At 71.6% G+C, this 21,677-nt stretch carries 20 protein-coding genes and 2 tRNA genes; 10 read left to right on the top strand and 12 right to left on the bottom strand.

Features of this window, described 5'->3' with window-relative positions; translation table 11 throughout:
* The first annotated feature begins 114 nt into the window (after positions 1–114).
* The gene (locus tag ACWD2L_RS23630) at positions 115–2,511 is read left to right on the top strand and encodes a phosphoribosyltransferase (protein ID WP_351332881.1); all 2,397 of its coding nucleotides are present in this window, start codon (positions 115–117) and stop codon (positions 2,509–2,511) included.
* Complete coding sequence (locus ACWD2L_RS23625) at positions 2,508–3,314, top strand: HAD family hydrolase (RefSeq protein ID WP_351332874.1); 807 nt, start codon at positions 2,508–2,510, stop codon at positions 3,312–3,314. The genes ACWD2L_RS23630 and ACWD2L_RS23625 overlap by 4 nt, the downstream gene beginning before the upstream one ends.
* Before the next feature lie 221 nt (positions 3,315–3,535).
* Here ACWD2L_RS23625 and ACWD2L_RS23620 read toward each other — a convergent pair whose 3' ends face one another.
* From ACWD2L_RS23620 to ACWD2L_RS23610, 3 genes are all read right to left on the bottom strand, one after another.
* Entirely contained in the window at positions 3,536–3,751 is a 216-nt protein-coding gene (locus ACWD2L_RS23620; RefSeq protein WP_351340911.1) for an FmdB family zinc ribbon protein, read from the bottom strand.
* A gap of 15 nt (positions 3,752–3,766) precedes the next feature.
* On the bottom strand, positions 3,767–4,279 hold the full coding sequence (locus ACWD2L_RS23615; RefSeq protein WP_351340908.1) for a DUF4383 domain-containing protein: 513 nt from the start codon (positions 4,277–4,279) through the stop codon (positions 3,767–3,769).
* A gap of 95 nt (positions 4,280–4,374) precedes the next feature.
* Entirely contained in the window at positions 4,375–5,757 is a 1,383-nt protein-coding gene (locus tag ACWD2L_RS23610) for a hypothetical protein (protein ID WP_351340905.1), read from the bottom strand.
* Positions 5,758–5,927: 170 nt separating this feature from the next.
* Between ACWD2L_RS23610 and ACWD2L_RS23605 the strand changes: the two genes are divergently transcribed.
* A tRNA-Val gene (locus ACWD2L_RS23605) sits at positions 5,928–5,999 on the top strand.
* Here ACWD2L_RS23605 and ACWD2L_RS23600 read toward each other — a convergent pair.
* Positions 5,959–6,249, bottom strand: coding sequence for a hypothetical protein (locus ACWD2L_RS23600; RefSeq protein ID WP_451191292.1), 291 nt, complete (start codon positions 6,247–6,249; stop codon positions 5,959–5,961). The two genes, ACWD2L_RS23605 and ACWD2L_RS23600, sit on opposite strands and share 41 nt — an antisense overlap.
* A gap of 1,372 nt (positions 6,250–7,621) precedes the next feature.
* On the opposite strand from ACWD2L_RS23600, the gene ACWD2L_RS23595 reads away from it, so the two are divergent.
* Positions 7,622–7,729 (top strand) — tRNA-Val (locus ACWD2L_RS23595).
* Positions 7,730–7,770: 41 nt separating this feature from the next.
* Here the strand turns inward: ACWD2L_RS23595 and ACWD2L_RS23590 are convergent.
* Entirely contained in the window at positions 7,771–8,151 is a 381-nt protein-coding gene (locus ACWD2L_RS23590) for a hypothetical protein (protein ID WP_351340901.1), read from the bottom strand.
* Positions 8,152–8,284: 133 nt separating this feature from the next.
* Between ACWD2L_RS23590 and ACWD2L_RS23585 the strand changes: the two genes are divergently transcribed.
* Positions 8,285–8,539 carry a DUF2277 domain-containing protein gene (locus ACWD2L_RS23585; RefSeq protein ID WP_351340898.1) on the top strand — a complete coding sequence of 85 codons (255 nt, stop codon included), beginning with the start codon at positions 8,285–8,287 and terminating at the stop codon, positions 8,537–8,539.
* Here ACWD2L_RS23585 and ACWD2L_RS23580 read toward each other — a convergent pair.
* A complete protein-coding gene (locus ACWD2L_RS23580; RefSeq protein WP_351340895.1) occupies positions 8,527–9,159 on the bottom strand; it encodes a DedA family protein in 633 nt (210 codons plus the stop codon). The two genes, ACWD2L_RS23585 and ACWD2L_RS23580, sit on opposite strands and share 13 nt — an antisense overlap.
* Before the next feature lie 233 nt (positions 9,160–9,392).
* Here ACWD2L_RS23580 and ACWD2L_RS23575 point away from each other — a divergent pair, with 233 nt between their 5' ends.
* Positions 9,393–9,923 (top strand): superoxide dismutase family protein, encoded by a 531-nt coding sequence (locus ACWD2L_RS23575; RefSeq protein ID WP_351340893.1) that lies wholly within the window; start codon positions 9,393–9,395, stop codon positions 9,921–9,923.
* Positions 9,924–10,001: 78 nt separating this feature from the next.
* On the opposite strand, the gene ACWD2L_RS23570 is transcribed toward ACWD2L_RS23575, so the two are convergent.
* From ACWD2L_RS23570 to ACWD2L_RS23555, 4 genes are all read right to left on the bottom strand, one after another.
* Positions 10,002–10,451, bottom strand: a complete 450-nt coding sequence (locus ACWD2L_RS23570; RefSeq protein ID WP_351340891.1) for a DoxX family protein — start codon at positions 10,449–10,451, stop codon at positions 10,002–10,004.
* 96 nt (positions 10,452–10,547) lie between these two features.
* Positions 10,548–12,515: an FAD/NAD(P)-binding protein gene (locus ACWD2L_RS23565; RefSeq protein ID WP_351340888.1), complete on the bottom strand. Its 1,968-nt coding sequence runs from the start codon at positions 12,513–12,515 to the stop codon at positions 10,548–10,550.
* 346 nt (positions 12,516–12,861) lie between these two features.
* Entirely contained in the window at positions 12,862–14,499 is a 1,638-nt protein-coding gene (locus ACWD2L_RS23560; protein WP_351340885.1) for an alkaline phosphatase D family protein, read from the bottom strand.
* A 97-nt stretch (positions 14,500–14,596) separates the two neighbouring features.
* Positions 14,597–15,241, bottom strand: a complete 645-nt coding sequence (locus ACWD2L_RS23555) for an HNH endonuclease family protein (protein ID WP_351340924.1) — start codon at positions 15,239–15,241, stop codon at positions 14,597–14,599.
* Positions 15,242–15,522: 281 nt separating this feature from the next.
* Between ACWD2L_RS23555 and ACWD2L_RS23550 the strand changes: the two genes are divergently transcribed.
* Together ACWD2L_RS23550 and ACWD2L_RS23545 are read left to right on the top strand one after the other, a co-directional pair.
* Positions 15,523–16,269: a DUF4142 domain-containing protein gene (locus ACWD2L_RS23550; RefSeq protein WP_351340882.1), complete on the top strand. Its 747-nt coding sequence runs from the start codon at positions 15,523–15,525 to the stop codon at positions 16,267–16,269.
* 164 nt (positions 16,270–16,433) lie between these two features.
* Entirely contained in the window at positions 16,434–17,111 is a 678-nt protein-coding gene (locus ACWD2L_RS23545; RefSeq protein WP_351340879.1) for an HAD-IA family hydrolase, read from the top strand.
* 77 nt (positions 17,112–17,188) lie between these two features.
* On the opposite strand, the gene ACWD2L_RS23540 is transcribed toward ACWD2L_RS23545, so the two are convergent.
* Positions 17,189–17,980, bottom strand: a complete 792-nt coding sequence (locus ACWD2L_RS23540; protein WP_351340877.1) for a peptidoglycan-binding domain-containing protein — start codon at positions 17,978–17,980, stop codon at positions 17,189–17,191.
* A 416-nt stretch (positions 17,981–18,396) separates the two neighbouring features.
* Between ACWD2L_RS23540 and ACWD2L_RS23535 the strand changes: the two genes are divergently transcribed.
* Positions 18,397–20,352, top strand: a complete 1,956-nt coding sequence (locus ACWD2L_RS23535; RefSeq protein WP_451191289.1) for a DHA2 family efflux MFS transporter permease subunit — start codon at positions 18,397–18,399, stop codon at positions 20,350–20,352.
* Here ACWD2L_RS23535 and ACWD2L_RS23530 read toward each other — a convergent pair.
* Positions 20,273–20,833 carry a GNAT family N-acetyltransferase gene (locus tag ACWD2L_RS23530; protein ID WP_351340872.1) on the bottom strand — a complete coding sequence of 187 codons (561 nt, stop codon included), beginning with the start codon at positions 20,831–20,833 and terminating at the stop codon, positions 20,273–20,275. The two genes, ACWD2L_RS23535 and ACWD2L_RS23530, sit on opposite strands and share 80 nt — an antisense overlap.
* 185 nt (positions 20,834–21,018) lie before the next feature.
* On the opposite strand from ACWD2L_RS23530, the gene ACWD2L_RS23525 reads away from it, so the two are divergent.
* The gene (locus ACWD2L_RS23525; protein WP_351340869.1) at positions 21,019–21,672 is read left to right on the top strand and encodes a hypothetical protein; all 654 of its coding nucleotides are present in this window, start codon (positions 21,019–21,021) and stop codon (positions 21,670–21,672) included.
* Positions 21,673–21,677 lie beyond the last annotated feature (5 nt).

The raw sequence follows: 21,677 nt of genomic DNA, 5'->3' as shown, positions 1-21,677 counted from the left end.
GACGAGGAGATCCGGGCTTTCGGGGTGCGTGAACCAGGGGTGCGTGAATTCGGGGTGCGTGCAGAGGTGAGACCGGCTTTCGGGACGCGTGAAGAGGCGAGAGGCAGCGGGAACGTGGTGTGGTCGGGGGAGTGGGTCGCCGAGCGGCTCGGGGTCGAGCTGACGGGCGAGCGGGAGCTGTCCGGGATGCTGGGGCTCGCGCTGCGGCGCAACCCCAAGCGCGCGCACCTGCTGGTGTCGAACGTGCTGGGCAAGCACGTCCCGCAGCGTCCATCGGTGGTGTGGGGTTCGGGGCGCGCCCTCGGCGTACGCGTACGGGAACTGCTGGGCGACGACGCGGCGCGCCGCGCAATCGTCCTCGGCTACGCCGAGACGGCGACGGGGCTCGGGCACTCGGTCGCCGACGGCCTCGCGCTCGCGACCTACCTGCACTCCACCCGCAGGCCTGTCGAGGGCGTGGCCCGCGCGGGCGGCTTCGAGGAGTCCCACTCGCACGCCACCTCGCACCTGCTGCTGCCCGAGGACCCGCGCCTGCTCGCGGGGGACGGCCCGCTGGTCCTCGTCGACGACGAGTTCTCCACGGGGAACACGGTCCTGAACACCATCCGGGCGCTGCACGAACTGCACGCGCGGGGGCACTACGTCATCGTCGCGCTCGTCGACATGCGCTCGCCGGGCGACCAGGGGCGGCTCGAGGAGTTCGCGCGCGAGATCGGGGCGCGGGTCGACCTGGTGGTCACGGCACGCGGCGCGGTGCGGCTGCCGGACGGGGTACTCGAGAAGGGGCAGGCGCTCGTCGCCGCGCACGAGGGCGAGCGGCTTCCCGCGCCCCGCCGTGAGCGTGCCGAGCTCGTACGCATCGACGACCTCGGCTGGCCGCGGGGCCTGCCGGACGGCGGACGGCACGGATTCACACCGGAGCACCGGGAGCGCCTCGAAGCGGCACTGCCCGACATGGCCGCGCGCCTCGCGCCGCACCTCGGCGAGGGACGCGTACTCGTCCTCGGCAACGAGGAGTTGATGTACGCGCCACTGCGCCTCGCCACCGAACTGGAGGCGGCGGGCGCCGACGTCGCGTACTCCACCACGACCCGCTCACCCGCCCTCGCCGTCGACGACCCCGGTTACGCGATCCGCAGCCGCCTCGTCTTCCCGGCGCACGACACGCCGGCGGACGGGCCGGGGGAGCGGTTCGCGTACAACGTCGCGGGCGGCGGCTTCGACACGGTCGTCGTCGTGCTCGACTCGGTGGGCGACACGGCCGAACTCGCAGGCCCAGGCGGCCTGTTGGAGCGGGTCGCCGAGTACGCGTCGCGGGTGGTCGTGGCCGTGGTGCCGTCGTACGTTCCTCAGGAAAGGTCCTCCATGCCGTTGCCCGAGCCGCTGCGCGGCCCCGCGTTCTCCTCGTACGCGCCGGACGAGGTGGGGTGGCTGCTCCAGGACCTGTCGGACGTACAGCTGGAGGCGCCGACCGAGGAACGCGAGGAGGCCATTCAGGGCGGGGGCGCGCACTACGCGGAGTCGCTGCCCGTCGAGTACCAGCCCAACGCCCAGTACCAGGAGTTGTTCCACGCGGCCCTCGAGGCGTCCGCGGGGCGAATAGCCCACGCGGTGGGTGTGGTCACCGAGACGGTGCTCGCCGAGCGCTCACCGCGCCCGGTCCTCGTGTCGCTCGCGCGCGCCGGGACGCCGGTGGGGGTGCTGATGCGGCGCTGGGCGCTGCGGCGGCACGGCCTTGAACTGCCGCACTACGCGGTGTCGATCGTGCGCGGCCGTGGCATCGACGCGAACGCCCTGCGCTGGCTCGCCGCACACCACGATCCGGCGGATGTCGTGTTCGTCGACGGGTGGACGGGCAAGGGGGCCATCACGCGCGAACTCGCGGCCGCGGTCGCCGAGTTCGATGGCTTTGACCCGGAGATCGCCGTGCTCGCCGACCCGGGCTCGTGCGTGCGCACGTACGGGACGCGGGAGGACTTCCTCATCCCGTCGGCCTGCCTCAACTCCACGGTGTCCGGGCTGATTTCGCGGACGGTGCTGCGCTCCGATCTGGTCGGTCCCGACGACTTCCACGGGGCGAAGTTCTACTCCGAGCTGGCCGGCTCGGACGTCTCGGAGAGGTTCCTCGACGCGGTGGAGGAGCGGTTCGCGGAGGTCACCGAGTCGGTCGACGCCGAGGTCAAGGAGTTGCAGGGGGCCGACAGGGCGCCCACGTGGGAGGGCTGGGCGGCCGTCGAGCGGATCAGCGAGGAGTACGGGATCCGCGACGTGAACCTGGTGAAGCCCGGGGTCGGCGAGACGACGCGGGTGCTGCTGCGGCGGGTGCCGTGGAAGATCCTGGCGCGGGCGGACGCCGGGGCGGACCTCGACCATGTGCGTCTGCTGGCGGAGCAGCGTGGGGTACCGGTCGAGGTGGTGGGCGAACTCCCGTACACCTGCGTCGGGTTGATCCATCCGAAGTTCACGCGCGGGGCGACGGGGACGGACGGCAAGGCGGTGGCGGCCAAGTGACCACGCCCGTTGTCGTCGCGAGCGATCTCGACCGTACGCTCATCTACTCCGCCGGTGCGCTCGGCCTGACGATGCCCGACGCCGAGGCGCCGCGGCTGCTGTGCGTCGAGGTGTACGAGGGCAGACCTCTGTCGTACGTCACCGAGGACGCCGCCGAGATGCTGGTCGAGCTGGGGCGGCGCGCGGTGTTCGTGCCCACGACCACGCGCACGCGGGAGCAGTACGCGCGCGTGCGCCTGCCGGGGGCGGCGCCGACGTACGCGATCTGTGCGAACGGTGGGCACCTGCTGGTCGACGGGGTGTCGGATCCGGAGTGGCGGCGTGCGGTCGGGGAGCGGCTCGACTCGGAGTGCGCGCCGCTCGGGGAGGTGCGCGAGCGGATGGTCGCCGCGGCGGATCCGGCGTGGCTGCTGAAGGAGCGGGTCGCGGAGGACCTGTTCGCGTACCTGGTCGTCGACCGGGCGGCGCTGCCGGAGGGGTGGGTCAAGGAGCTCGGGGAGTGGGCCGACGGGATCGGCTGGGGTGTGTCGCTCCAGGGGCGGAAGGTGTACGCCGTGCCGAAGCCGTTGACCAAGGGGGCGGCGGTTTCGGAGGTTGCGCGGAGGGTCGGGGCGGGGTTGACGCTGGGGGCGGGGGATTCGTTGCTCGACGCGGATCTGCTCCGCGTGGTGGATCGGGGGTGGCGGCCGGGGCACGGGGAGTTGGCGGATGTGGGGTGGGTGTCGCCCGGGGTGACGGTGCTTGCCGAGCGGGGGGTTTTGGCGGGGGAGGCGGTGTTGCGGGGGTTCCTCGGGGCGGTGTGATGTGCGGGCGGCGACGGGTTTTTGGGGCCGTGCCGGGGTCGGCGCCTGTCGTTTCCGTTGCGCGGCACCGCTACGGGGCTCCGCCCCGGACCCCGCTGCTCAACCGCCGCAGGGGCTTGATCGGGTGCCCCATTTCAAGCCCCGCCGGCGATTGAGGCGCGGGGTCCGGGGCGGAGCCCCGTGGCGTGGGAGCCGGGTGGCCGCCACCCTGTAGCCAACCCTCAGCCGCAGCAGCCGCCCCCGCAGCAGCCGCCGCCTCCGGCGCTCGCGCTCGGGGACGGGGCGGCGGACGTGCCTGCCACCGAGACCGTGGAGAGGAGTTTGACCGTGTCGGCGTGGCCCTCGGGGCAGGTGGCAGGGGCCGCGGAGGCGGACATCGGGCGGGACAGTTCGAACGTGGCGGCGCAGCTGCGGCAGCGGTACTCGTAGCGTGGCATGCGCCAAGAGTACGGTCAGGCCCGGTCAGTTGGGGCGTGCCTGGCCTGCCAGTACGGGTTGTCGTGCGGCAGCGTTCCGCTGACCCGCCCGTACATCCCGAAGAACATCAGCAGCACGCCGACGACAAAGCTGAACAGCACGTTCTGTATGCGGAACGCCAGGAAATTGAAGCCGGTGTCCAGCAGGGCCAGGTTCACGAAGCCGCTGAGGATGAACAGGATGCCCAGCGTCATGTTGAGCGTCGACGCGAAGTTGCCGCCGATCACCATTCCGACGAAGAGCAGCAGGCCGACGCAGATGGACAGGACGCTCAGCGCGCCGTTCGTGCTCAGGCCCGCGACGGAGTCCCCGCGGGTGTCGAAGAAGCCGATCTTGTCGACGAGCCCGAGGATGCCGAAGGCGAGCAGAACGAGCCCCATCAGGCCCGCTCCGGTGCGGTACACCCTGCTGAGCCGATGGTCGAGGGGCAGATGCTCGTCGAGCGTGACGTGGCGTCGGGGCCCGGGGTGGAGTACGTGCGTGGACATGATCGCCCCGCCTCCTTGTACGCGGTACGTGCGCACCGGCGGTACGCACGTGGACGTACCTCAAGGATCCCCCCGGCCCGCGCGTTACGCCAACGTCAGACGCCGCCGCCCCGGTCCTCCCGGATCTGCGTGACCACGCGGGCCACCGTCCGCCGCACGCCCTCCGTCTCGGTCAGGAAGTGCCAGTAGTCGGGGTGGCGCCCCTCGAGGCCCGCGACGGCGCGGTCCAGGCGCGCCACCGAATCGTCGAGGGGGCGGGCGTGCCGCGGGTCGGGCGTGGAACGGCCCGCCATCGCGAGGCGCTGCGCGTCCCGGATCGCGAACCGCGTGCGGTCGATCTCCGCCCGCGGGTCCTTCGACACCGCGTTCAGCCGCTGGAGGCGGTCGGAGGCGGCCGACACCGACTCGTCCGTCGCGTTCAGCAGGGCGCGGACCGTGGAGAGCAGCGCCGTCGCGTTCGGCCAGTCCTGGCTCTCGCGGGCCGACCGGGCCTCGGCGATCTTGGACTCGGCCTGCCGCACGTTCTCCGCGGCCGTGTCCGGTACGGACTGCAGGTCCTGCCAGCACGCGGCGGTGAACCGGCGCCGCAGCTCGCTGAGTACCGGCTCGACCTGCCCCGCCCGCGTCTGGAGCGCCTGCGCGCGGGTCCGCAGGGAGACGAGCCTGCGGTCGATCTCGGCCGCCCGCTCGGGCAGCCGCTCCGCCTCGGCCCGTACGGACTCGGCGCCCCGCGCGACCCGCTCCGCACGCTCCAGCGTCTCCGGTACGCCGTGCTGTCCTGCCCCCTGGTTGAGCTTGGTCAGCTCGGGGCCGAGAGCGGCGAGCCGGGCCGCCAGATCGTCGGCCTCGAGGCCCGCCTGCCGTACGGAGTCGAGCGCGGTCGTCGCCGCCAGCAGGGCCTGCCGCGCGCGCTCCACGGAGGGGGCGACCCGCGCCAGCTGTGTCTCGGCCTTGCCGAGCAGCGGTCCGATGCCCTGCGCGAAGCGGTCCAGATCCTGCTTGACCTGCGTCAACTGCTCCTTCGCCTGCGTCAGTTGGGTATGGGCGCGGGAGGCGGCGGACGCCTCCAGGTCGTCGCGGTCCAGGTCGTGCGCGTCGACCGCGGTGATGTACTGCCCGCTCACCTCGTCGATACGGCGGCCGAGCCCCGCGAAGTCGTCGACGGCGCGGCGGGCCGCCGGCGAGTCGTCGACCGCGGTGATCGTCTCTATCGAGATGCGCAGGTCCCGCTGGGCGGAGTCCAGCTCGTAGAAGGCTGCTGCCGCGTCGTCCTTGGCGGCCTGCGCCTGCGCGCGCTGCGATTCGGCGCGGCCCCCGAACCACCGCCGGGTGCCTCCGGCGTTGAACGCGCCCGCGAGCGCCGCCGTGAGGAGGGGGAGCGGGAGAAGGGTGAGCGTCAGGACGTCGGTGAGGGCGCGGCGGTTCCTTTTGGTCCTCGTCGCCGTCACTAACCTCTCCCGCGCTGTCCGTGCCGTCATCAGCCCTGCCCGATACATTCTCCCACCGGTTAATGACGAACACACGGGCCCATTAGTTCGCGGTTCGCCGGGTGACTTTCCCGCACGTCGGCCCGGGCGGTCCCTGGGTGCCGAGCATGGGCACTGGCAAGGTAGGCTGTCGACTCGTCCTGGCCACGCGCCGGGATCACGGGCGCGTAGCTCAGGGGTAGAGCGTCTGCCTTACAAGCAGAATGTCGGCGGTTCGAAACCGTCCGCGCCCACACTGCATAAGTAGCAGGTCAGAGGCCCTTCGGTGAGATCACCGGAGGGCCTTTCCTGTGATCGAAGTCCACAAAGAATCCACAACCCCCGGCGATCTTGGTGCACTGTCACCGGTTCGAGGGGCTGCGCGAGATGCTCGGGGTCCGTCTCGATCTCGCCCTGGACGAGGATCTCGCCGGTCTCCTCGACCTCGTACAGGGTCGGGCAGTTGCCGTGATCGGACGTCGTGCCGATGAACCTGAGCGTCATGTTGCCCTCCATCTGCGCTGGTTGGACGTTCAGCACGCTGCGGATTCGGAGTGTGTGTCCTCAGATTGCGCGAGATTGCTCCGGCGGCACGGATGCCCGTACGCAGCATGCAATCGGGCATGACGAAACGGCCCCCACCGCCCGAAGGCGATGAGGGCCAAGCTGTAATGGCATATGCGTGTCCGGTAAGGCTCTGCCCACAGCTCCGTATGCGGAGCTACATTTTCCGCGTGTCCACCACACCCCCGTTAGGTCAGCCGCGGATCGCTCACCAGCTCAACGAGCAGATCCGCCAACTCATGCTGCGCTCCGGCGGATGGCTCAACGATGAACAGCGCAACGAATACGCGCAGCTCATCACCGCATGGGCGGACGCCGTCCACGCCGAACGTACTGACGCCGCTGCGGATCCAGCGCCGCGGCCTGCGGAACCGCACTGTCCGACGGTTCAGGTTGCGACGGAGGCGCCGCACCCGTCCGACGGCACACGAGCGCATCAGGATCGCCCGCTGGAGCCTGCCACGAGTAGCCGTCCGGGCACGACGTCGTCGCGTCCTCCCCGTCCGCCCCGTCCTGTCCCGCTGGCCCCGGTGGGCCGGACGGTCCCGGCACGGTTGACGCTGGCCCCGGCACAGTCGAGCCCGTGCCCGGAGCGCCGGGCGACCCCTGCGGACCCGGCTCCGGCATGACCGTCGGCGCGGGCTTCCCCGAAGCTCCCTGAGCCCCGCGCGGCCCGCGCTTTCCTGGGACGAGTACTGGATTCCTGACGTGCGCCGGCAGGTCCACCGCAGTCGACGGATCCGGCGCCGCCGGCGTCCCGCCCTCCGCGCGGACCCGCCTCCGCAGGATCCGCACGTCCTCCGCGAGCGTCGTCACGTCCGCACCGCGGCGTGCCGCCTGAGCGCCGAGCTGGTCCGCGCGATGCGCCTCCGCATCGATCCGCAGCCACACCAGGACGATCGCGCCCGCGAGGGTGGGGAGCACCGCGGCGAGTATGAGCGTGCCCCGGCGGCGGACGATGAGCGGCTGTGTGTGGCGTCCACTCACGTCGGCTGAACCTCCGAGGTCTGCGAGGTGGCGGCGGAGACGACGGCTCTCATCTGTGAGTGCTGTGATCTGGTTGAGGAGCCCCGCCTTCTCGGTCCGTTCGGTGGCGAGTTCGGCGTATCCAGCCGCCAACTTGCCCTCGGTCTCGGCGAGCTGCGTGCGGAGCTTGTCGCGCTCCTCCTGGAGGTTGTCGACGAGTGTGGAGTACCCGCCGAACAGGGCCCCGGACTGATTGGCCCGGTTGGCTCCTCGCTGGCCGATGATGCCCGCGATGGCCGCGGCTGTACGAGTACCGGCATGACGTGGCGAGCCGTCTGCACCATGCGGGCGTGATCAAGGTCCGGCGAGTCTCGGCGAGACCCGGGAAACCCTGGTCAGAGTGATGGCCTGCCTTACAAGCAGAATGTCGGCGGTTCGAAACCGTCCGCGCCCACCGTGACGCGTACAGCACGATGAACCAAGGCCCTCAGGCGATCAAGCCCGTGGGCCTTCGTCGTTTCCGGGGTTGTCGCGTGTGGGGGTGTCGTGGGCGTGTTTGAGGTGGGCGCGGGCCCGCACCGCGTCGCCGCCCGTCAGTTCGGACCAGTACCGATGGCACGTCACGAAGACGGCCAGTTCCAGCTCGCGCCTGCGGAGTTTCTCGACCTCCGCCTGGTCGTCCTCGCTCCAGCCGGGCGAGGCCGCGCGCTCCATTTTGCGCCAGCCGTGCGTGTCCATGACGGCGTCGTGGGGCTCGACCGACCAGGGGAGCCGCTTGAGCAGGGCCAGGAGATCGGCCCTGATCTGATGCAGCTCGGCCTGGCCCGCGAGGAGGTCGTCGGGGAAGTCGAAGTCGGAATCATCGGTCGCTGCCACCCGGCAATGGTACGTCTGTTCGAATTCAGGGTGCGAGCAACTTCGGGTACTTCATCGGGTAGTTCACGCGAACGTGTGGTCGACGGTGTTCGATTACCAGGTGCGGGGCGCCGTCCGGCGGCAGACTGGAGACATGTGCCGCAGCATCAAGACCCTTCGCCCGCCCGCGCTCCCCGAAGAGGCCACCGGGGACGAGATCAGGGCCGCAGCCCTGCAGTACGTGCGGAAGGTGTCCGGCTTCCGGGCGCCGGCCGCGCACAACCGTGAGGTGTTCGAACGGGCGGTGGACGACATCGCCCGCGCGACCGCCGAGCTGCTCGACGGCCTTGAGGTCCGCGGGTCCGGCGGATCCGCGCACAAGCCCTCGGCGTCCGCTCAGGCTTCCTGAGGCGCCGGTGCCGGCCTGCGCATGACGTACGCGGCCACCGTGCCCGCGCCCACCAGAGCGAGGACCGAGACGAAGGTGGAGAGCCAGCTCGCACCGAGCCACTGCGCGCCGAAGTAGCCGAGCGCCACGCTGTACGCGGCCCAGGCCACGCCCGCGAGCGCGGACCACGGCAGGAACTCGCGGACCCGGCGGTGCGCCGTGCCCGCCGCGAAGGAGACGACCGAGCGGCCCGCGGGCGCGAACCGGGCGATGACCACGAGCAGTCCGCCACTCGACCGCGCGAGCGCCCCGCCGAGACGTTCCTGCGCGGTGCTCAGGCGCCGGGAACGGGCGAGGGCGCGGTCCAGGCGCTCGCTGCCGCGTGCGGCGAGCCGGTACGCGACCAGGTCGCCGAGGACCGAGGCCGTCGCGGCGCACAGTGTGAGGGCCAGCAGGTCCGGGAGGTTGGGGTGCGGTACGCCGCCGGTCGCGGCCGCGCCGCCCGCGGTCGCGGTGGCCGCGGCGATCACGAGGAAGCCGCTCGGCAGCACGGGCACGAACACGTCGAAGACGACGGAGAGCGCCACGATCGCGTAGATCCACGAGCTGTCGGTCAGTGGCCCAAGGACACTCTCCAGCACTGTTCGCCTACTCCCGTTCGGACCGATCCGGTGCGCTTTCCGGCCGTTCCCTCCCGAAAGGAGCGGCTGACATGACAGCTCTACAGCGTACGCCTCGGAAGTGGCTGAAGTGGCGAAAGGGGCACAGTTGTTCCTGATCTCACGTTCCCGCGTGTTCCTGCCGTGATGGGTCGGTCACGTCCCGTACCAAAAGGTCATCGAAAGTGGCCCCAGGTGATCGAAAGGGAACGGAAATGAAGGCAAGAATCGTGGCGGGTGTCCTGGCCGCGGCCGCACTCGCAGTGAGCAGCGGCACCGCCGATGCGGCGACGAGTTACTGGGTGCGGGTGGCGGGGCACTTTTCGCCGCCCAACGCGTTCGTCGCGTCGTCGGCGCTCACGTACGACAAGGGTCTCGTGCCCCCGGCGTCGGCGGTCCAGGTGTCGCAGCACGGCACGGACTCCGGCATGACCGTGAGCCTGCGGGTGAGAGGGCTTGTCCCGGGTCACGCGTACGGCGCGCACGTGCACCAGAAGGCGTGCGGCACCGACCCCGAGGCGGCGGGCGGGCACTACCAGAACGTGGTGGACCCGAAGCGGGTGACCGCGGAGAACGAGATCTGGCTCGACTTCACGGCCGACGAGAACGGCGACGGCCGGGCGAAGGTGCACAAGAAGTGGGGTCTGCGGCCGGGCGGCGCGGGCTCCATCGTGATCCACGACAAGCCGGGCGCGTCGGGTGACCGGGTGGCGTGCGTCTCGGTGCCGTTCACCTCGGTCTCCTGAGGGGCTCTGCGCGTACGACGGCGGCCCGCCCTCCACGAGTGCGAGTGGGGAGCGGGCCGCCGTCGTACGCGCAGGGACTCAGGCCGGGACGGCCTCGCCGGCCGGTGCCGGTTCCTCGATCCGCTCGCCGCGCGCGGCGAAGAGGCGGTCGAGGCCCAGCGCGCCGGAGCCGGTGAAGACGAGCAGCAGCATCGTCCAGCAGAACATGGCCGCGGCCTCGCCACCGTTCTGGATCGGCCACAGGGCCTCGGGCTGGTGCATCTTGAAGTACGCGTAGGCCATCGAGCCCGACGAGACGAAGGCGGCGAAGCGGGTGCCGAGGCCGAACAGCACGAGGCCGCCGCCGACGAGCTGGATCACGGCCGCGTACCAGGCGGGCCAGGCGCCGGTCTGGACGGTGCCGCCGCCCATCGCGCCGCCGAGGACGCCGAAGAGCGAGGCGGCGCCGTGGCAGGCGAAGAGCAGGCCTATGACGATGCGGAACAGGCCGAGAGCGTAGGGCTGGGCGCGGTTGAGACGTCCAGTCATGGTGGGGCTCCTTCGGTCGGTGGGGACGAAACCGAGAGCACCGGCGCGGGGAGCGCCGTCATCGCCGCTGCCGCCACCGGTGTGGGGCGCCAAAGATTAGGGGAACCTAATTAGTGCTTGCAAGTTCAACATCCGGCCATGATCGCCCTCCGGGACGGCCTCCGCCCCGGCCGCCGCGGGGTCCCCCGCGACCGTGCGCAGGGCCGCGCGGGCCACCGCGTCCGCGTCGGAGAGGGTGACCGAGTCGACGCCCGGACGGGCCCCCGCGGCGGTCACCCAGTGCACCCCCTCGGTGGGCACTCCGAAGGCGAACCGCCGTGCGTGCGCCCGCCCTTGACGGTTGATCAGGCGGTACGGGCGAGGCGTGACGTCGAGGCCCCCGGTCTCGTGCCCGTCGACCGTGTGCGGCCGGGCGCCGCCGGTCTTGAGGAGGCGTATCAGCAGGTCGTCGGCGGTCCTGCGGAGGTCGGGCTCGGGCAGCCGGGCCTCGACGAGTGTGGTGACCCTCACGGTCGAACCCGGCACGTCGGGCGAGTGCGCGACGAAACGGCCGTCCCGCACCGTCACCTCCATGCGCGGCCCGACGACCGTCAGGACGCCGGCCTCGATCAGCGCGGTCAGCTCCTCGATACGTCGCCGGGGCGGGCCGATCGACAGGAACGCGTTGAGCGGGGTGTACCAGCGGTCGAGGTGGTCGCGGCGCGAGTCGCCGGCGAGGCCACCGTGGTCGACCACGAGCCGCAGCTCGTTGCGCAGGTCGCGCAGCACGTCGAGGGCGGCTTTCACCGGCCCGTCCACGTTGCCGAGCGAGGCGTGCGCGGCGTCCTCGCGAAGATGGCCGAGAAGCCAGGCGCGCCATGTGGCGGGAGAGGTGTACGTGCGGCCCGAGGCGGGGCGGGAGGCGCGGTCCCAGGACCACAGAAGGTCCTCAGGTATCCCGAACTCGCCGAGAACGGCGGCCTCTTGGCGGGATCGGTGAGGTGTGTCGAGGAAGCGCGCGCGGAAGGAACCGGCGGTGCGGGGGTGGGGGGCCGTGGTTCGCGGGAGTGCCCGTGCCCGCAGGAGCGTCTCGTAGTAGACCGTCTCGACCTCCTTCGCGACCAGCGGCCATATGTCGGCGAGGAAGTCGGGGGCGTCGCCGGAGTCGGCACGCTTGCGGAACCCGGCTATCAAGTCGGGGGTGAGTACGGCGGGTTGGTGGCGGCCGTACGCGCCCTTGGCGTTGTCGCCGCGCGCCTGGTGCGGGATGCCGCGGCGTGAACCCGCGTACAGGCGGGGCTCGTTGCCCGAAGGGACGTAGCGCAGGCCGCCGTCGGCCGTACGGATGTGGCGTCCGCCGCGGCCTTGCGTCAGCAGGGCCATGTGGTCGAAGAAGTTGAGGCCGAGGCCGCGCAGGAGGACGGGTTCGCCGGGGGCCAGGGGGCTCAGGTCGAGCTCGGCCGGGTTGGCGGGCGGGAGGTGGCGCAGGCCGTGCCGCCGGGCGTACTCGGCGAGGTTGAGCTCGGCCGGGGCGGCGACGGCGGGCAGGTGGCCCTGGGCGAGGACGACCGCGTGCAGGCCGGTGAGGCGGTGGCCGTCGGCGAGGGTGAGGGACTGGAGGCCGCTCTCGGTGTCGTCGAGGCGGGTGGCGCGGGTGGTGTGCGGGACGACCTCTACGCAGGCGGGGGCGGCGGCGACCGTCTCCGCGTACACCCAGCGCAGGTAGCGCCCGTACTGGGCGCGGGTGGGGTACGCGTCGGGGTCGAGCGGGGTGTCGTGCCGCAGGGCCCATTCGTAGAGGCTCGGGCCCGGGTGGATCGGGCCCGAGCAGTCGACGCTTTCGTCGGTGAACAGGGTGACCTGGGAGGCGACCGTGTTCATGAGGAGTTCCGGCGCCTGGTCCGTGCGCCAGACGGCGCCGGCGCCCGGTGGGTGCGGGTCGATCACGTGGACCGTGAGCCGGGTCCCGGGCGGGAGGAGTTCGTCCGCCGAGGCGGTGAGGCGTTCCAGGACGCTGGTGCCGCGGGGGCCCGCGCCGACGAGGGCGACGGTGAGCGGGGGGTGCTCGGGGTGGGGGACGGGCACGGTGGGACTCCCGAGGCATGTGGGGCTGCTGGGAAGCGGGTGGGTGGGATCATCATGCCGTTTCCCTGCCGGGAGTGGTGCAGACCAGTGGGGGTGTGGTCGGTGTCACCCCGGGGCGGGGTGGGGTCGTCGGACGGTGCTGGCCCACCGTCCTCACGCCACGGGGCTCCGCCCCGGACCCCGCGCCTCAATCGCCGGCGGGGCTATAAATAGCCCCTGCGGCGATTGAGCAGGCCTTTCAAGCCGGTGCGGAGGTATGTGCATTTCAAGCCCCTGCGGCGATTGAGCAGCGGGGTCCGGGGCGGAGCCCCGTGGCGTGGGGGCGGGCGGCCGTGGCCGTGGGCGGCTACGTCAGGTGGCGTTCGTCTGCCCGGATCAGGCCCCGCCGGGGATCCGCCTGGTCGAGCGACAGATCCGCCCTCCGACCCCGCAGGGTCAGGGTCATCAGCTGGTTCCCGAACCAGGGGCCAACCGTCCGGCGCCAGGCGATGCGCGGAGTGCCTGCGCGGGCGTGGCGGGTGAAGCGGCGGCCGAGGGCCCGGCCGAAGCGGCTCCAGCCGAAGCGGAAGCCGACGCGTATCGAGGCGGGGACGGAGTTGTGCACCGGGGAGCAGGTGAGTTGGAGGACGTGGGCGCTCGGTGCCGCCACGCCCGCGGGCCAGGTCGGCTCGGCGACGTACGCGTGGTGGACGTCGCCGGAGAGGACCGAGATGGTCGCCGGGGCGGCGTCGCCCGAGCCGGCCTCGGCGATCAGGTCCGCGAGCGCGTTGAAGGACTTGGGGAACGCCGCCCAGTGCTCCAGGTCCGCCCTGCGCCGCAGTTTTTCCCCGAACCGCGCCCAGCGCGGCCCCCGTTCGCCCCGGCACAGCGCCGCGTTCCACCCCTCGGCGTCGTGGATGAGGTGCGGGAGCAGCCACGGCAGCGACGTGCCGATGAGGAGGTGGTCGTACGTGCCGTGGTCCGCGAGGGCGGCCTCGCGCAGCCACTTCGCCTCGCCGGAGGAGAGCATCGCCCGGTTCTGCTCGTCGAGGACGCGGGCCGCCCGGGTGTCCACCATCAGCAGCCGTACGCGGCCGAAGTCGCGGCGGTAGCTCCACCGGACGGAGTCCGGTTCGGTGTCCGCGCGGGCGGCGAACTCCCGCAGGGCGTCCGTGCCGTCGGGGGTCGCGTGGACCGCCTCGTAGACGGGGTCCTTGGCGAGGTCGGCAGGGGAGAGGTTGCCTATGTGCTGGTGCACCCAGTACGACATCAGGCCGCCGAGCAGCCGCTCGCGCCACCACGGGACCGCGCGCATGTCGGCGAGCCAGGCGGCGCTGGTGTTCCAGTCGTCGATCAGGTCGTGATCGTCGAAGATCATGCAGCTGGGGACCGTGGAGAGCAGCCAGCGGACCTCCGGGTCGAGCCACGACTCGTAGTAGAGGTGCGTGTACTCCTGATAGTCCGCGACCTCCGTGCCGGGAGGCTCCGACAGGTCGCGGCGGCGCGCGAGCCACGCCTGCGTCGCCGGTGAGGTCTCGTCCGCGTAGACCTGGTCACCGAGGAGTACGAGGACGTCGGGGCGCTCGGCGGCCGGGTCCGCGGCGATGCGGGCGGCCAGGGTGTCGAGGGCGTCGGGGCCCACCGGATCGTGCTCGGCGGCGGGAGGTGCCGCCCAGCGGCAGGAGCCGAAGGTGACGCGGACCGGGTCCCCGGAGTCGTACGCCGGGGTGCGGATGGTGCTGGCCGGGTAAGGGGATTCCGGCAGTGGCCACACGGGGCCACCGCCGTCGAGGATCACCTCGTACGTGGTCTCCGTGCCGGGAGTGAGCCCGGTGACAGGGATCAGCGCGTAGTGGTGCCCGTCGACCTGGAACGTGGGCGCGCTGCCCGACGCGCCGTCCGCGCAGCGCACCTCGGCGACGCAGGGTCGGCTCGCCTCGACCCATACCGTCGCCGTCCCCTCGTCCACGTACCGCAGCAGTGGTCCAAGGCGCAGCCTTGCCACGTGATCGCCTCCGCTCGAATCTCCGACGCTCCGGCACCGTACGGTACGGAACGTCGGAGGTGGGCGGGGTGGTTCCGGCAAGCCAGGCGCTATGTGCTCAGCAGCCGCTGAGTCCCGACTGGATCGCCGACTTCTCCGCCGGGTCGACGCTGAGTGTGTAGTGGTGCTTCACCTGGACCCACATCCGCAGATACGTGCAGGTGTACTCGGTGCGCGAGGGCATCCACTCGGCGGGGTCCTTGTCGCCCTTGGACTGGTTGACGTTGTCGGTGACCGCCATGAGCTGCGGCCGGGTCAGGTCGTTGGCGAAACCCTGGCGCTCGTCGTTGGTCCAGGAGTTCGCGCCCGACTTCCACGCCTCGGACAGCGGGACGATGTGATCGATGTCGACGTCGCTGGAGGCCGTCCAGGTCTCGCCGTCGTACTCGGAGTACCAACTCCCCGATGTCGCCGCGCAGTCGGAGCCCGTCTCGACGTCCTTTCCGTCGCGCTTGAGGACTTCCTCGCGGGTGTTGCACGTGCCGGACTGGGTGATCCAGTGCGGGAACTTCTCGCGGCTGTAGCCGTCGGAGGAACCTTCCGCCTTCTCCGTCAGCTCGCCGAGGTACGTACGGGCGGTGGCGGCGCTGACGGGGGTGGGCGGCGCGGCCTGGGCGGACGGCGTGGCGAGCAGCAGGGCGAGCGCGGTGACGCCGGTGGCGGCCGCGGCGAACGAGGATCGACGCGCGTAGACCGGGCGTATGCGGCGCGAGGTCGAGGTGGGGCGCATGTGAACTCCCTTGATGTGGGGGTGGAGTTACGAGGTCGAGGGCCTGCCGCACCGTGTGCTGTGGGGCGCCTGGCATGGCAGGGTCGCGTCAATATGGTGGCGGGCGAGGGGGTCGATCACAAGTAGTCCCGGCAAAACGCGAGTTGACCGGGGCCGGGCGCGAAAAAGAACGAGGGGAATTTTCGCCGAGCGCTGATCGGACCGGGGTCCGCGTCCGTACCTTCCGGTGTCCCTCGTTCGCGACTGGAGGCACCATGCGACTCTCGCGCTCCACGGCCGGAAACCTTTTCGTGATCGGCGCGTTGATCGTGACCGTCTCGGCCCTGGCCTATCCCGCCATGCTCGGCGTGCAGAACACCACCACGACGCAGGCGCGCGTCGTCGGCAGCACCCGCTGGGGCCCGCTCACCGAGGCCGACCGGGACTTCGTGGTCAAGGTCAGGTCGGCGGGCCTGTGGGAATTCCCCCTGGGCCAGGAGGTGTTGAAGCGGGGCACGACGCCGGAGATGAAGACGGCCGGGCAGCACCTCGTCGTCGGGCACTCCCTGCTGGACGCCAGTTGCCGCAAGATCTCCCAGGATCTGGGCATCACCCTGCCCAATCAACCCACGCCGCAACAGCAGCAGTTCGTGGCAACTGTGGAGTCCAAGCGCGACAAGGAGTTCGACTCCACGGCGTCGAACATCATGCGCGTGACGCACGGGCAGATCTTCCCGGCCATCAGCAATATCCGGGCCACCACCCAGAACGCCGAGATACGGCGGCTCGCGAACGAGGCCAACGACGTCGTGCGCGACCACATGGAGGTCCTGGAGAAGACCGGCCTCGTCAACATGGACCAGGCCCTCGCCGAGCAGACCGGACCGCCACGGGTCCAGAAGGCGCAGATGACCCCGCCGGTGCCGCAGCCCGGAGCTCCGCAGGTCGCGCTGATCGCGCCGCCGGGGCTGCCGAATCCGTACACGAAGACGTTCCCGTCCTCGCCGCCGACGACGCGCTGAGCAGCGGCGGAGAGGGGTGTCGGCGTGGTGGGAGGGGGCGGGTGGCGATCTTCGGGGGAGTTTTTGTATCGTGAAGAAACAAAGTGGCACCCGCCCGTTCAACCCTGACCAGCGGGCGGGGCCGCCTTGTTCCTCTTACGCCTCCGCAGGTCTGGAGCCCGCCGATGACGGCCACGCCCACGGTGCCCACTGTTCTCAAGGCGCGCGCACTCCTCCTCGACATGGACGGCACCCTCGTCAACTCCGACGCCGTCGTCGAGCGGATCTGGCGGCGCTGGGCGGACGCCCACGGATTCGACGCCGAGCGGGTCCTCGCCGTCGCGCACGGCCGCCAGGCCCACGCCACGCTGGCCGAGCTGCTCCCCGAGCGGCCGATGGCGGAGAACTACGCGGACAACGCGCGCATGCTCGCCGAGGAGACCTCGGACGTGGACGGCGTCGTCGCCGTGCCGGGCGCTCCGCGGTTCCTGGAGTCGCTGGTCGCGGGCGGCGTCGCGCACGCCCTCGTCACCTCGGCCGACCTCGCGCTCTCGACGGCGCGGATGGGGGCGGCGGGGCTCGCGTATCCCGCGGTGCGGGTGACCGCGGAGAACGTGGGGGCCAGCAAGCCCGATCCCGAGGGGTTCCTGAAGGGGGCGGCCGAGCTGGGGGTGGATCCGGCGGATTGTGTGGTGTTCGAGGACTCGGGGGCGGGAATCGCGGCGGGGCGCTCCGCGGGGATGCGGGTCGTGGGGGTTGGGGCCAGGGCCGTGGCGCAGGGGGCGACCGTATGTGTGCCGGATCTGACGGCCGTACGGGTTCAGGTTCTTGCCGACGGGGAGATCGAGCTGCACCTCGGGTGACGTACGCACTGGGGCACAGAGGTTGAGCCCCAGTGCGGGTTTCGGCTACTCACGGTTGCGCGCTACCCGTGTTTCGGCTACCCGTGCCCGCGGCCCCGTTGCCCACCCGTTTCCCGCTCAAGAGCCGTGCGCGTCGACGGGCCGTATTGGCCGTGCTTGTCGGTAGTGATGCCGCGGGAGTACTGGTAGGTGCCGACCGATGTTTCTGTGGGGTTGTCGAAGGTGCCGGTGATTTCGCCTACGTAGAGGTTCAACTGCTTGAGGCGCCACTGGAGTTCGGCGACCTCGTGGCCCCTGTCGCCCCGGCGTAGGGTCGTCGGCCCCGTCGGTGTCGTCGACGTCGTGCGGGAAGTCGAAGGGGACGGGCTTCTGCGTTCCTTGCGCTGTGTGTCGGGTTTCGCGCGGGTCGGGGTGGGCGACGCCGTGACCGTCCGGGAGTGCGTGGGTGAGGGCGAGGTGGACGGGGAGCCCTTCGCCGACGGGGACGCGGAGCGTGTGGTGGGGGCCGCCGGGCGGGACGGGGCGAGCGTCATCGCCGTCGCCCTCGCGGCCGTGGTGTCGGAGGCCGAGGCCCCTTCGTCGCCCGGCGACGTGATCAGCACCGTCACCAGGGTCGCCACACTCAGCACGCCCGTGACCGCGGAGAGCAGCAGCATCCGGCCGTGCTTGGCCGGCTCGTCCGGATCCGGCCCCTCGTCGGAGTCGTCGTCCGGGGTGTGCGCGGGCGGCGGCGGATACGCGTACGGGTCGGCGGCCCGCGGCGGCGTCGGCTGCGAGGGCTCCGACAGCGAGACGTAGGGGCGGACACGGAGCGGAGCGAAGGCTTCCGGCTCGCAGCCGCAGGACGGCGCGCCATCGGGACCCACCACGGCCCCGCACTCCGGACACGTACGACGTTCTTCACTCACCGCTGCCGAACCCCCTCCGCACGCCCCGGCCCCCCGCCAGGTCGCATGGGCGCATTATGCAGACCCACGGGCCCCGCCCGCAGCGCCGGTCGCATAAACCCTCGTCAGCGCCCGTGCGCACACCGTTACCGGACACCACCGCGTAAAACTTCGAGCGCCGCACGACTCAACAGGCCAAACCTGGTCACACCTACCAGGATGGGAAGTACCAAGCACCCGGCCGCGTGCGTGCCGGGCCGGCTTCGGAGGCGGTCATGAGCAGCCAGGACATCGAGAGCGTGGGGCCCGGGGACAGCGGTCGCGGAGCGCCCGCCGCGTCCAGGGAAGGCGCCAAGCCCGGCGGCGTCCTCGTGTCGATCGGCGCGCTGCTGCTCGGGATGCTGCTGGCCTCGCTCGACCAGACGATCGTGTCGACGGCCCTGCCGACCATAGTCAGCGATCTGGGCGGCCTGGAGCATCTGTCCTGGGTCGTCACCGCGTACATGCTCGCCGCGACGGCGGCGACCCCGCTGTGGGGAAAGCTCGGCGACCAGTACGGGCGCAAGAAGCTCTTCCAACTCGCCATCCTCATCTTCCTGGTGGGCTCGGCGCTCTGCGGACTCTCGCAGAACATGGGCCAGTTGATCGGCTTCCGCGCCCTGCAGGGCCTGGGCGGCGGCGGTTTGATGGTGCTGTCCATGGCGATCGTCGGCGATATCGTCTCGCCGCGTGAACGAGGCAAGTACCAAGGACTCTTCGGCGCCGTCTTCGGTGCGACGAGCGTCCTCGGGCCGCTGCTCGGCGGGCTGTTCACCGAGCACCTGAGCTGGCGCTGGGTCTTCTACGTCAATCTGCCGATCGGCGTCGTCGCGCTCCTCGTGATCGCCGGGGCCCTGCACATCCCGGTCCGCTCCACCAAGCACCGCATCGACTACCTCGGCACGTTCCTCGTCGCCTCCGTCGCCACCTGCCTCGTCCTGGTCGCCTCGCTCGGCGGCACGACGTGGGCCTGGGGCTCGCCGCAGATCATCGGTCTCGCGATCCTGGGCGTCGCCCTCGGGGTGGCCTTCGTGTTCGTCGAGTTCAGGGCGCGGGAACCGGTCCTGCCGATGCGCCTGTTCCGGGTCAGGACCTTCACCCTGTCGGCGATCATCAGCTTCGTCATCGGCTTCGCGATGTTCGGCGCGATGACGTACCTGCCGACGTTCCTCCAGGTCGTGCAGGGCGTCACGCCGACCATGTCGGGCGTGCACATGCTCCCGATGGTCTTCGGCCTCCTGCTGTCGACCACCCTGTCCGGGCAGGTCGTCAGCCGCACCGGGCGCTGGAAGATGTTCCCGGTCGCCGGCACGGCCATCACCCTGGTCGGGCTGCTGCTCCTGCACAACATGGACGAGTACACGGCCACGGGCGTCATGAGCCTGTACTTCTTCGTCTTCGGCGCGGGCCTCGGCCTCGTCATGCAGGTCCTGGTCCTGATCGTGCAGAACGCCGTCCCGTACGAGGACCTGGGCGTGGCCACATCGGGTGCCACGTTCTTCCGCTCCATCGGCGCCTCGTTCGGTGTGGCGATCTTCGGCACCGTCTTCGCGAACCATCTCGGCAGCAGGCTCGGCGACGCCCTCTCCGGACGGCAGCTGCCGCCGGGCGTCACCCCGGACTCGCTCGGCGCCGACCCGCGCGGCATCGCCGCGCTCCCGCCGGAAGTCCGGGCGCCGGTCGTCCACGCCTACTCCACGTCCATCACCGACGTCTTCCTCTACGCGGTCCCGGTCACGCTGCTTGCCTTCGCGCTCGCGCTGCTGCTGCACGAGGACCCGTTGCGCGGCTCCGTCACCGCGCCCGACGTCACCGAGACGCTCGCCAGCAACCCCGTCCAGCGCTCCTCGTACGACGAGGCGGTGCGCGCCCTGTCCACGCTCGGCAGCCGCGAGGGGCGCCGCGAGGTGTACGAGAAAATCACCGCCAAGGCCGGCTACGACCTGCTGCCCGCGGCGAGTTGGCTGGTCCTGCGCACCCACCGCAACGGGTGGGCGGAGCCGGGCGTGCTCGCCGAGTACACGGCGATCCCGCTGCCCGTGATCATCGACGCGGCCCGGCAGGTCGAGGAGCGCCGCCTCGCCGTGCGCGAGGGCCCCGACCTGATCCTCACCGACGAGGGCCGCGCGGTCGCCGAACGCCTCTCGCGGGCCCGCGAGGAGTCCCTCGCCGAACTGCTCGGCGACTGGTGGGGCCCGGACCGCCCCCGCGACCTCGTCCAGCTCGTCTCCGACCTCAACAGGGAGATGTGCGGCTCGGACGAGGAGCGGCCGCACGCGGCGGCGGGGGCGGGGGCGGCGCCAGCGGCTTCCTGAACCAGTGCTCGGCGTAGATGTCGTCGTTGTGCGGCGCCGTCTCCTCGTAGCCGAGCCGCGCGTACAGGGACCGCGCCTCCACCAGGTCGTCGCGGGTGTCGAGGCGGATCGCGGTGGCGCCGAGCGCGCGGGCCGCGTCCTCGGCGGCGGCCACCAGGAGTGCGGCGCCACCCTTGCCGCGCAGCTCCTCGCGTACGTAGACACGCGTGAGCTCGGCCGTGGCCGCGTCCACGAGCCGTACGCCCGCCGTCCCCGCGGGCTCGCCCGCGTACCGCGCGAGCAGCAACTGGCCGCGCGGCGGCTCCAGTTCACTGCCGGACACGGCGGCGACCTCCCGCTCCAGCTCGGCCGGGTCCGTCGCGTGCCCCTCGTGCAGCAGATACCAGCGGTCGCTCACCTCCGTGTAGTACGCGCGCCAGAGCGCTGCCGCTGCGGGGGAGTCGTACGGCTCGGGGCCGATGGCCCAGGACGTGGTGGTCATGGGACATGGTGAGGCCGGTGGGGCGGCCGGGCGCAACAGATTTAGCCCCGCCGTGGGACGAGAGCCGGCGGGGTCCGGGGCGCAGCCCCGTGGTGTGGGCGGCAGCCTCGGTGGGCCTGGATCGGTTTCAGGTGGCCGGGCAGGGCAACCCGGCCTGCAACAGCCATAGTTGAGGGAAGGCAGTCATGTCCACAGGCTTGATCATCGCTCTGATCGTGGTGGGCGTCGTGATCGTGGTCGCGGCCGGGTTCTTCGCCGCGCGGACCGCGCCCCGTGGCGGGCGCGGGCTGCGGCGCAGGTTCGGGCCCGAGTACGAGCGGGCCGTGGCGCGGCACGACGGTGACACCAAGGCCGCGGACCGGGAGCTGGCGGAGCGCGTGCGCCGGCACGGGGCGCTGCGTGAGCAGCCGCTGGATCCCGTCGCCCGCGAGCGCTATCTGGCGCGCTGGGCCGACGCCCAGGAACGCTTCGTCGAGTCCCCGGACGTCGCCGTCGCCGAGGCGGATCTGCTCCTCGCCGACCTGGCGCACGAGCGCGGCTTCCCGGACGGCGGCCGCTACGACGAGCAGCTCGACGCGCTTTCCGTCCACCACGGCCCGCACGTGCACGGCTACCGGCGCGTGCACCTCGCGGCGCACGCCCGCACGGGCCGCGCGGACGCGAGCAGGGCCGGTACGGAGGAGTTGCGCGAGGCGATGGTCGAGGCGCGGCCGCTCTTCGACGAACTCGTCGGCCCGGACCGCGCGACGGCCCGCGCCCGCACCACGGACGGGCCCGCGCACCAACACCGGAACAAGCGGCACGGCGTCTTCAAGGGGCGTCTGGCGAAGGGGAGTTGAGGGCC

Source organism: Streptomyces sp. NPDC002754 (genome assembly GCF_053592315.1).
The sequence above is the reverse complement of the archived record's forward strand: the minus strand, read 5'-3'. Positions and strand labels throughout refer to the sequence as shown.

Bases quoted from the DNA above. Each gene is read 5' to 3' on its own strand.
- ACWD2L_RS23620 (WP_351340911.1), bottom strand. From the start codon at position 3,751: ATGCCACGCTACGAGTACCGCTGCCGCAGCTGCGCCGCCACGTTCGAA.
- ACWD2L_RS23615 (WP_351340908.1), bottom strand. From the start codon at position 4,279: ATGTCCACGCACGTACTCCACCCCGGGCCCCGACGCCACGTCACGCTC.
- ACWD2L_RS23610 (WP_351340905.1), bottom strand. From the start codon at position 5,757: ATGACGGCACGGACAGCGCGGGAGAGGTTAGTGACGGCGACGAGGACC.
- ACWD2L_RS23600 (WP_451191292.1), bottom strand. From the start codon at position 6,249: ATGACGCTCAGGTTCATCGGCACGACGTCCGATCACGGCAACTGCCCG.
- ACWD2L_RS23585 (WP_351340898.1), top strand. From the start codon at position 8,285: ATGTGCCGCAGCATCAAGACCCTTCGCCCGCCCGCGCTCCCCGAAGAG.
- ACWD2L_RS23575 (WP_351340893.1), top strand. From the start codon at position 9,393: ATGAAGGCAAGAATCGTGGCGGGTGTCCTGGCCGCGGCCGCACTCGCA.
- ACWD2L_RS23570 (WP_351340891.1), bottom strand. From the start codon at position 10,451: ATGACTGGACGTCTCAACCGCGCCCAGCCCTACGCTCTCGGCCTGTTC.
- ACWD2L_RS23550 (WP_351340882.1), top strand. From the start codon at position 15,523: ATGCGACTCTCGCGCTCCACGGCCGGAAACCTTTTCGTGATCGGCGCG.
- ACWD2L_RS23545 (WP_351340879.1), top strand. From the start codon at position 16,434: ATGACGGCCACGCCCACGGTGCCCACTGTTCTCAAGGCGCGCGCACTC.
- ACWD2L_RS23535 (WP_451191289.1), top strand. From the start codon at position 18,397: ATGCTGCTGGCCTCGCTCGACCAGACGATCGTGTCGACGGCCCTGCCG.
- ACWD2L_RS23530 (WP_351340872.1), bottom strand. From the start codon at position 20,833: ATGACCACCACGTCCTGGGCCATCGGCCCCGAGCCGTACGACTCCCCC.
- ACWD2L_RS23525 (WP_351340869.1), top strand. From the start codon at position 21,019: ATGTCCACAGGCTTGATCATCGCTCTGATCGTGGTGGGCGTCGTGATC.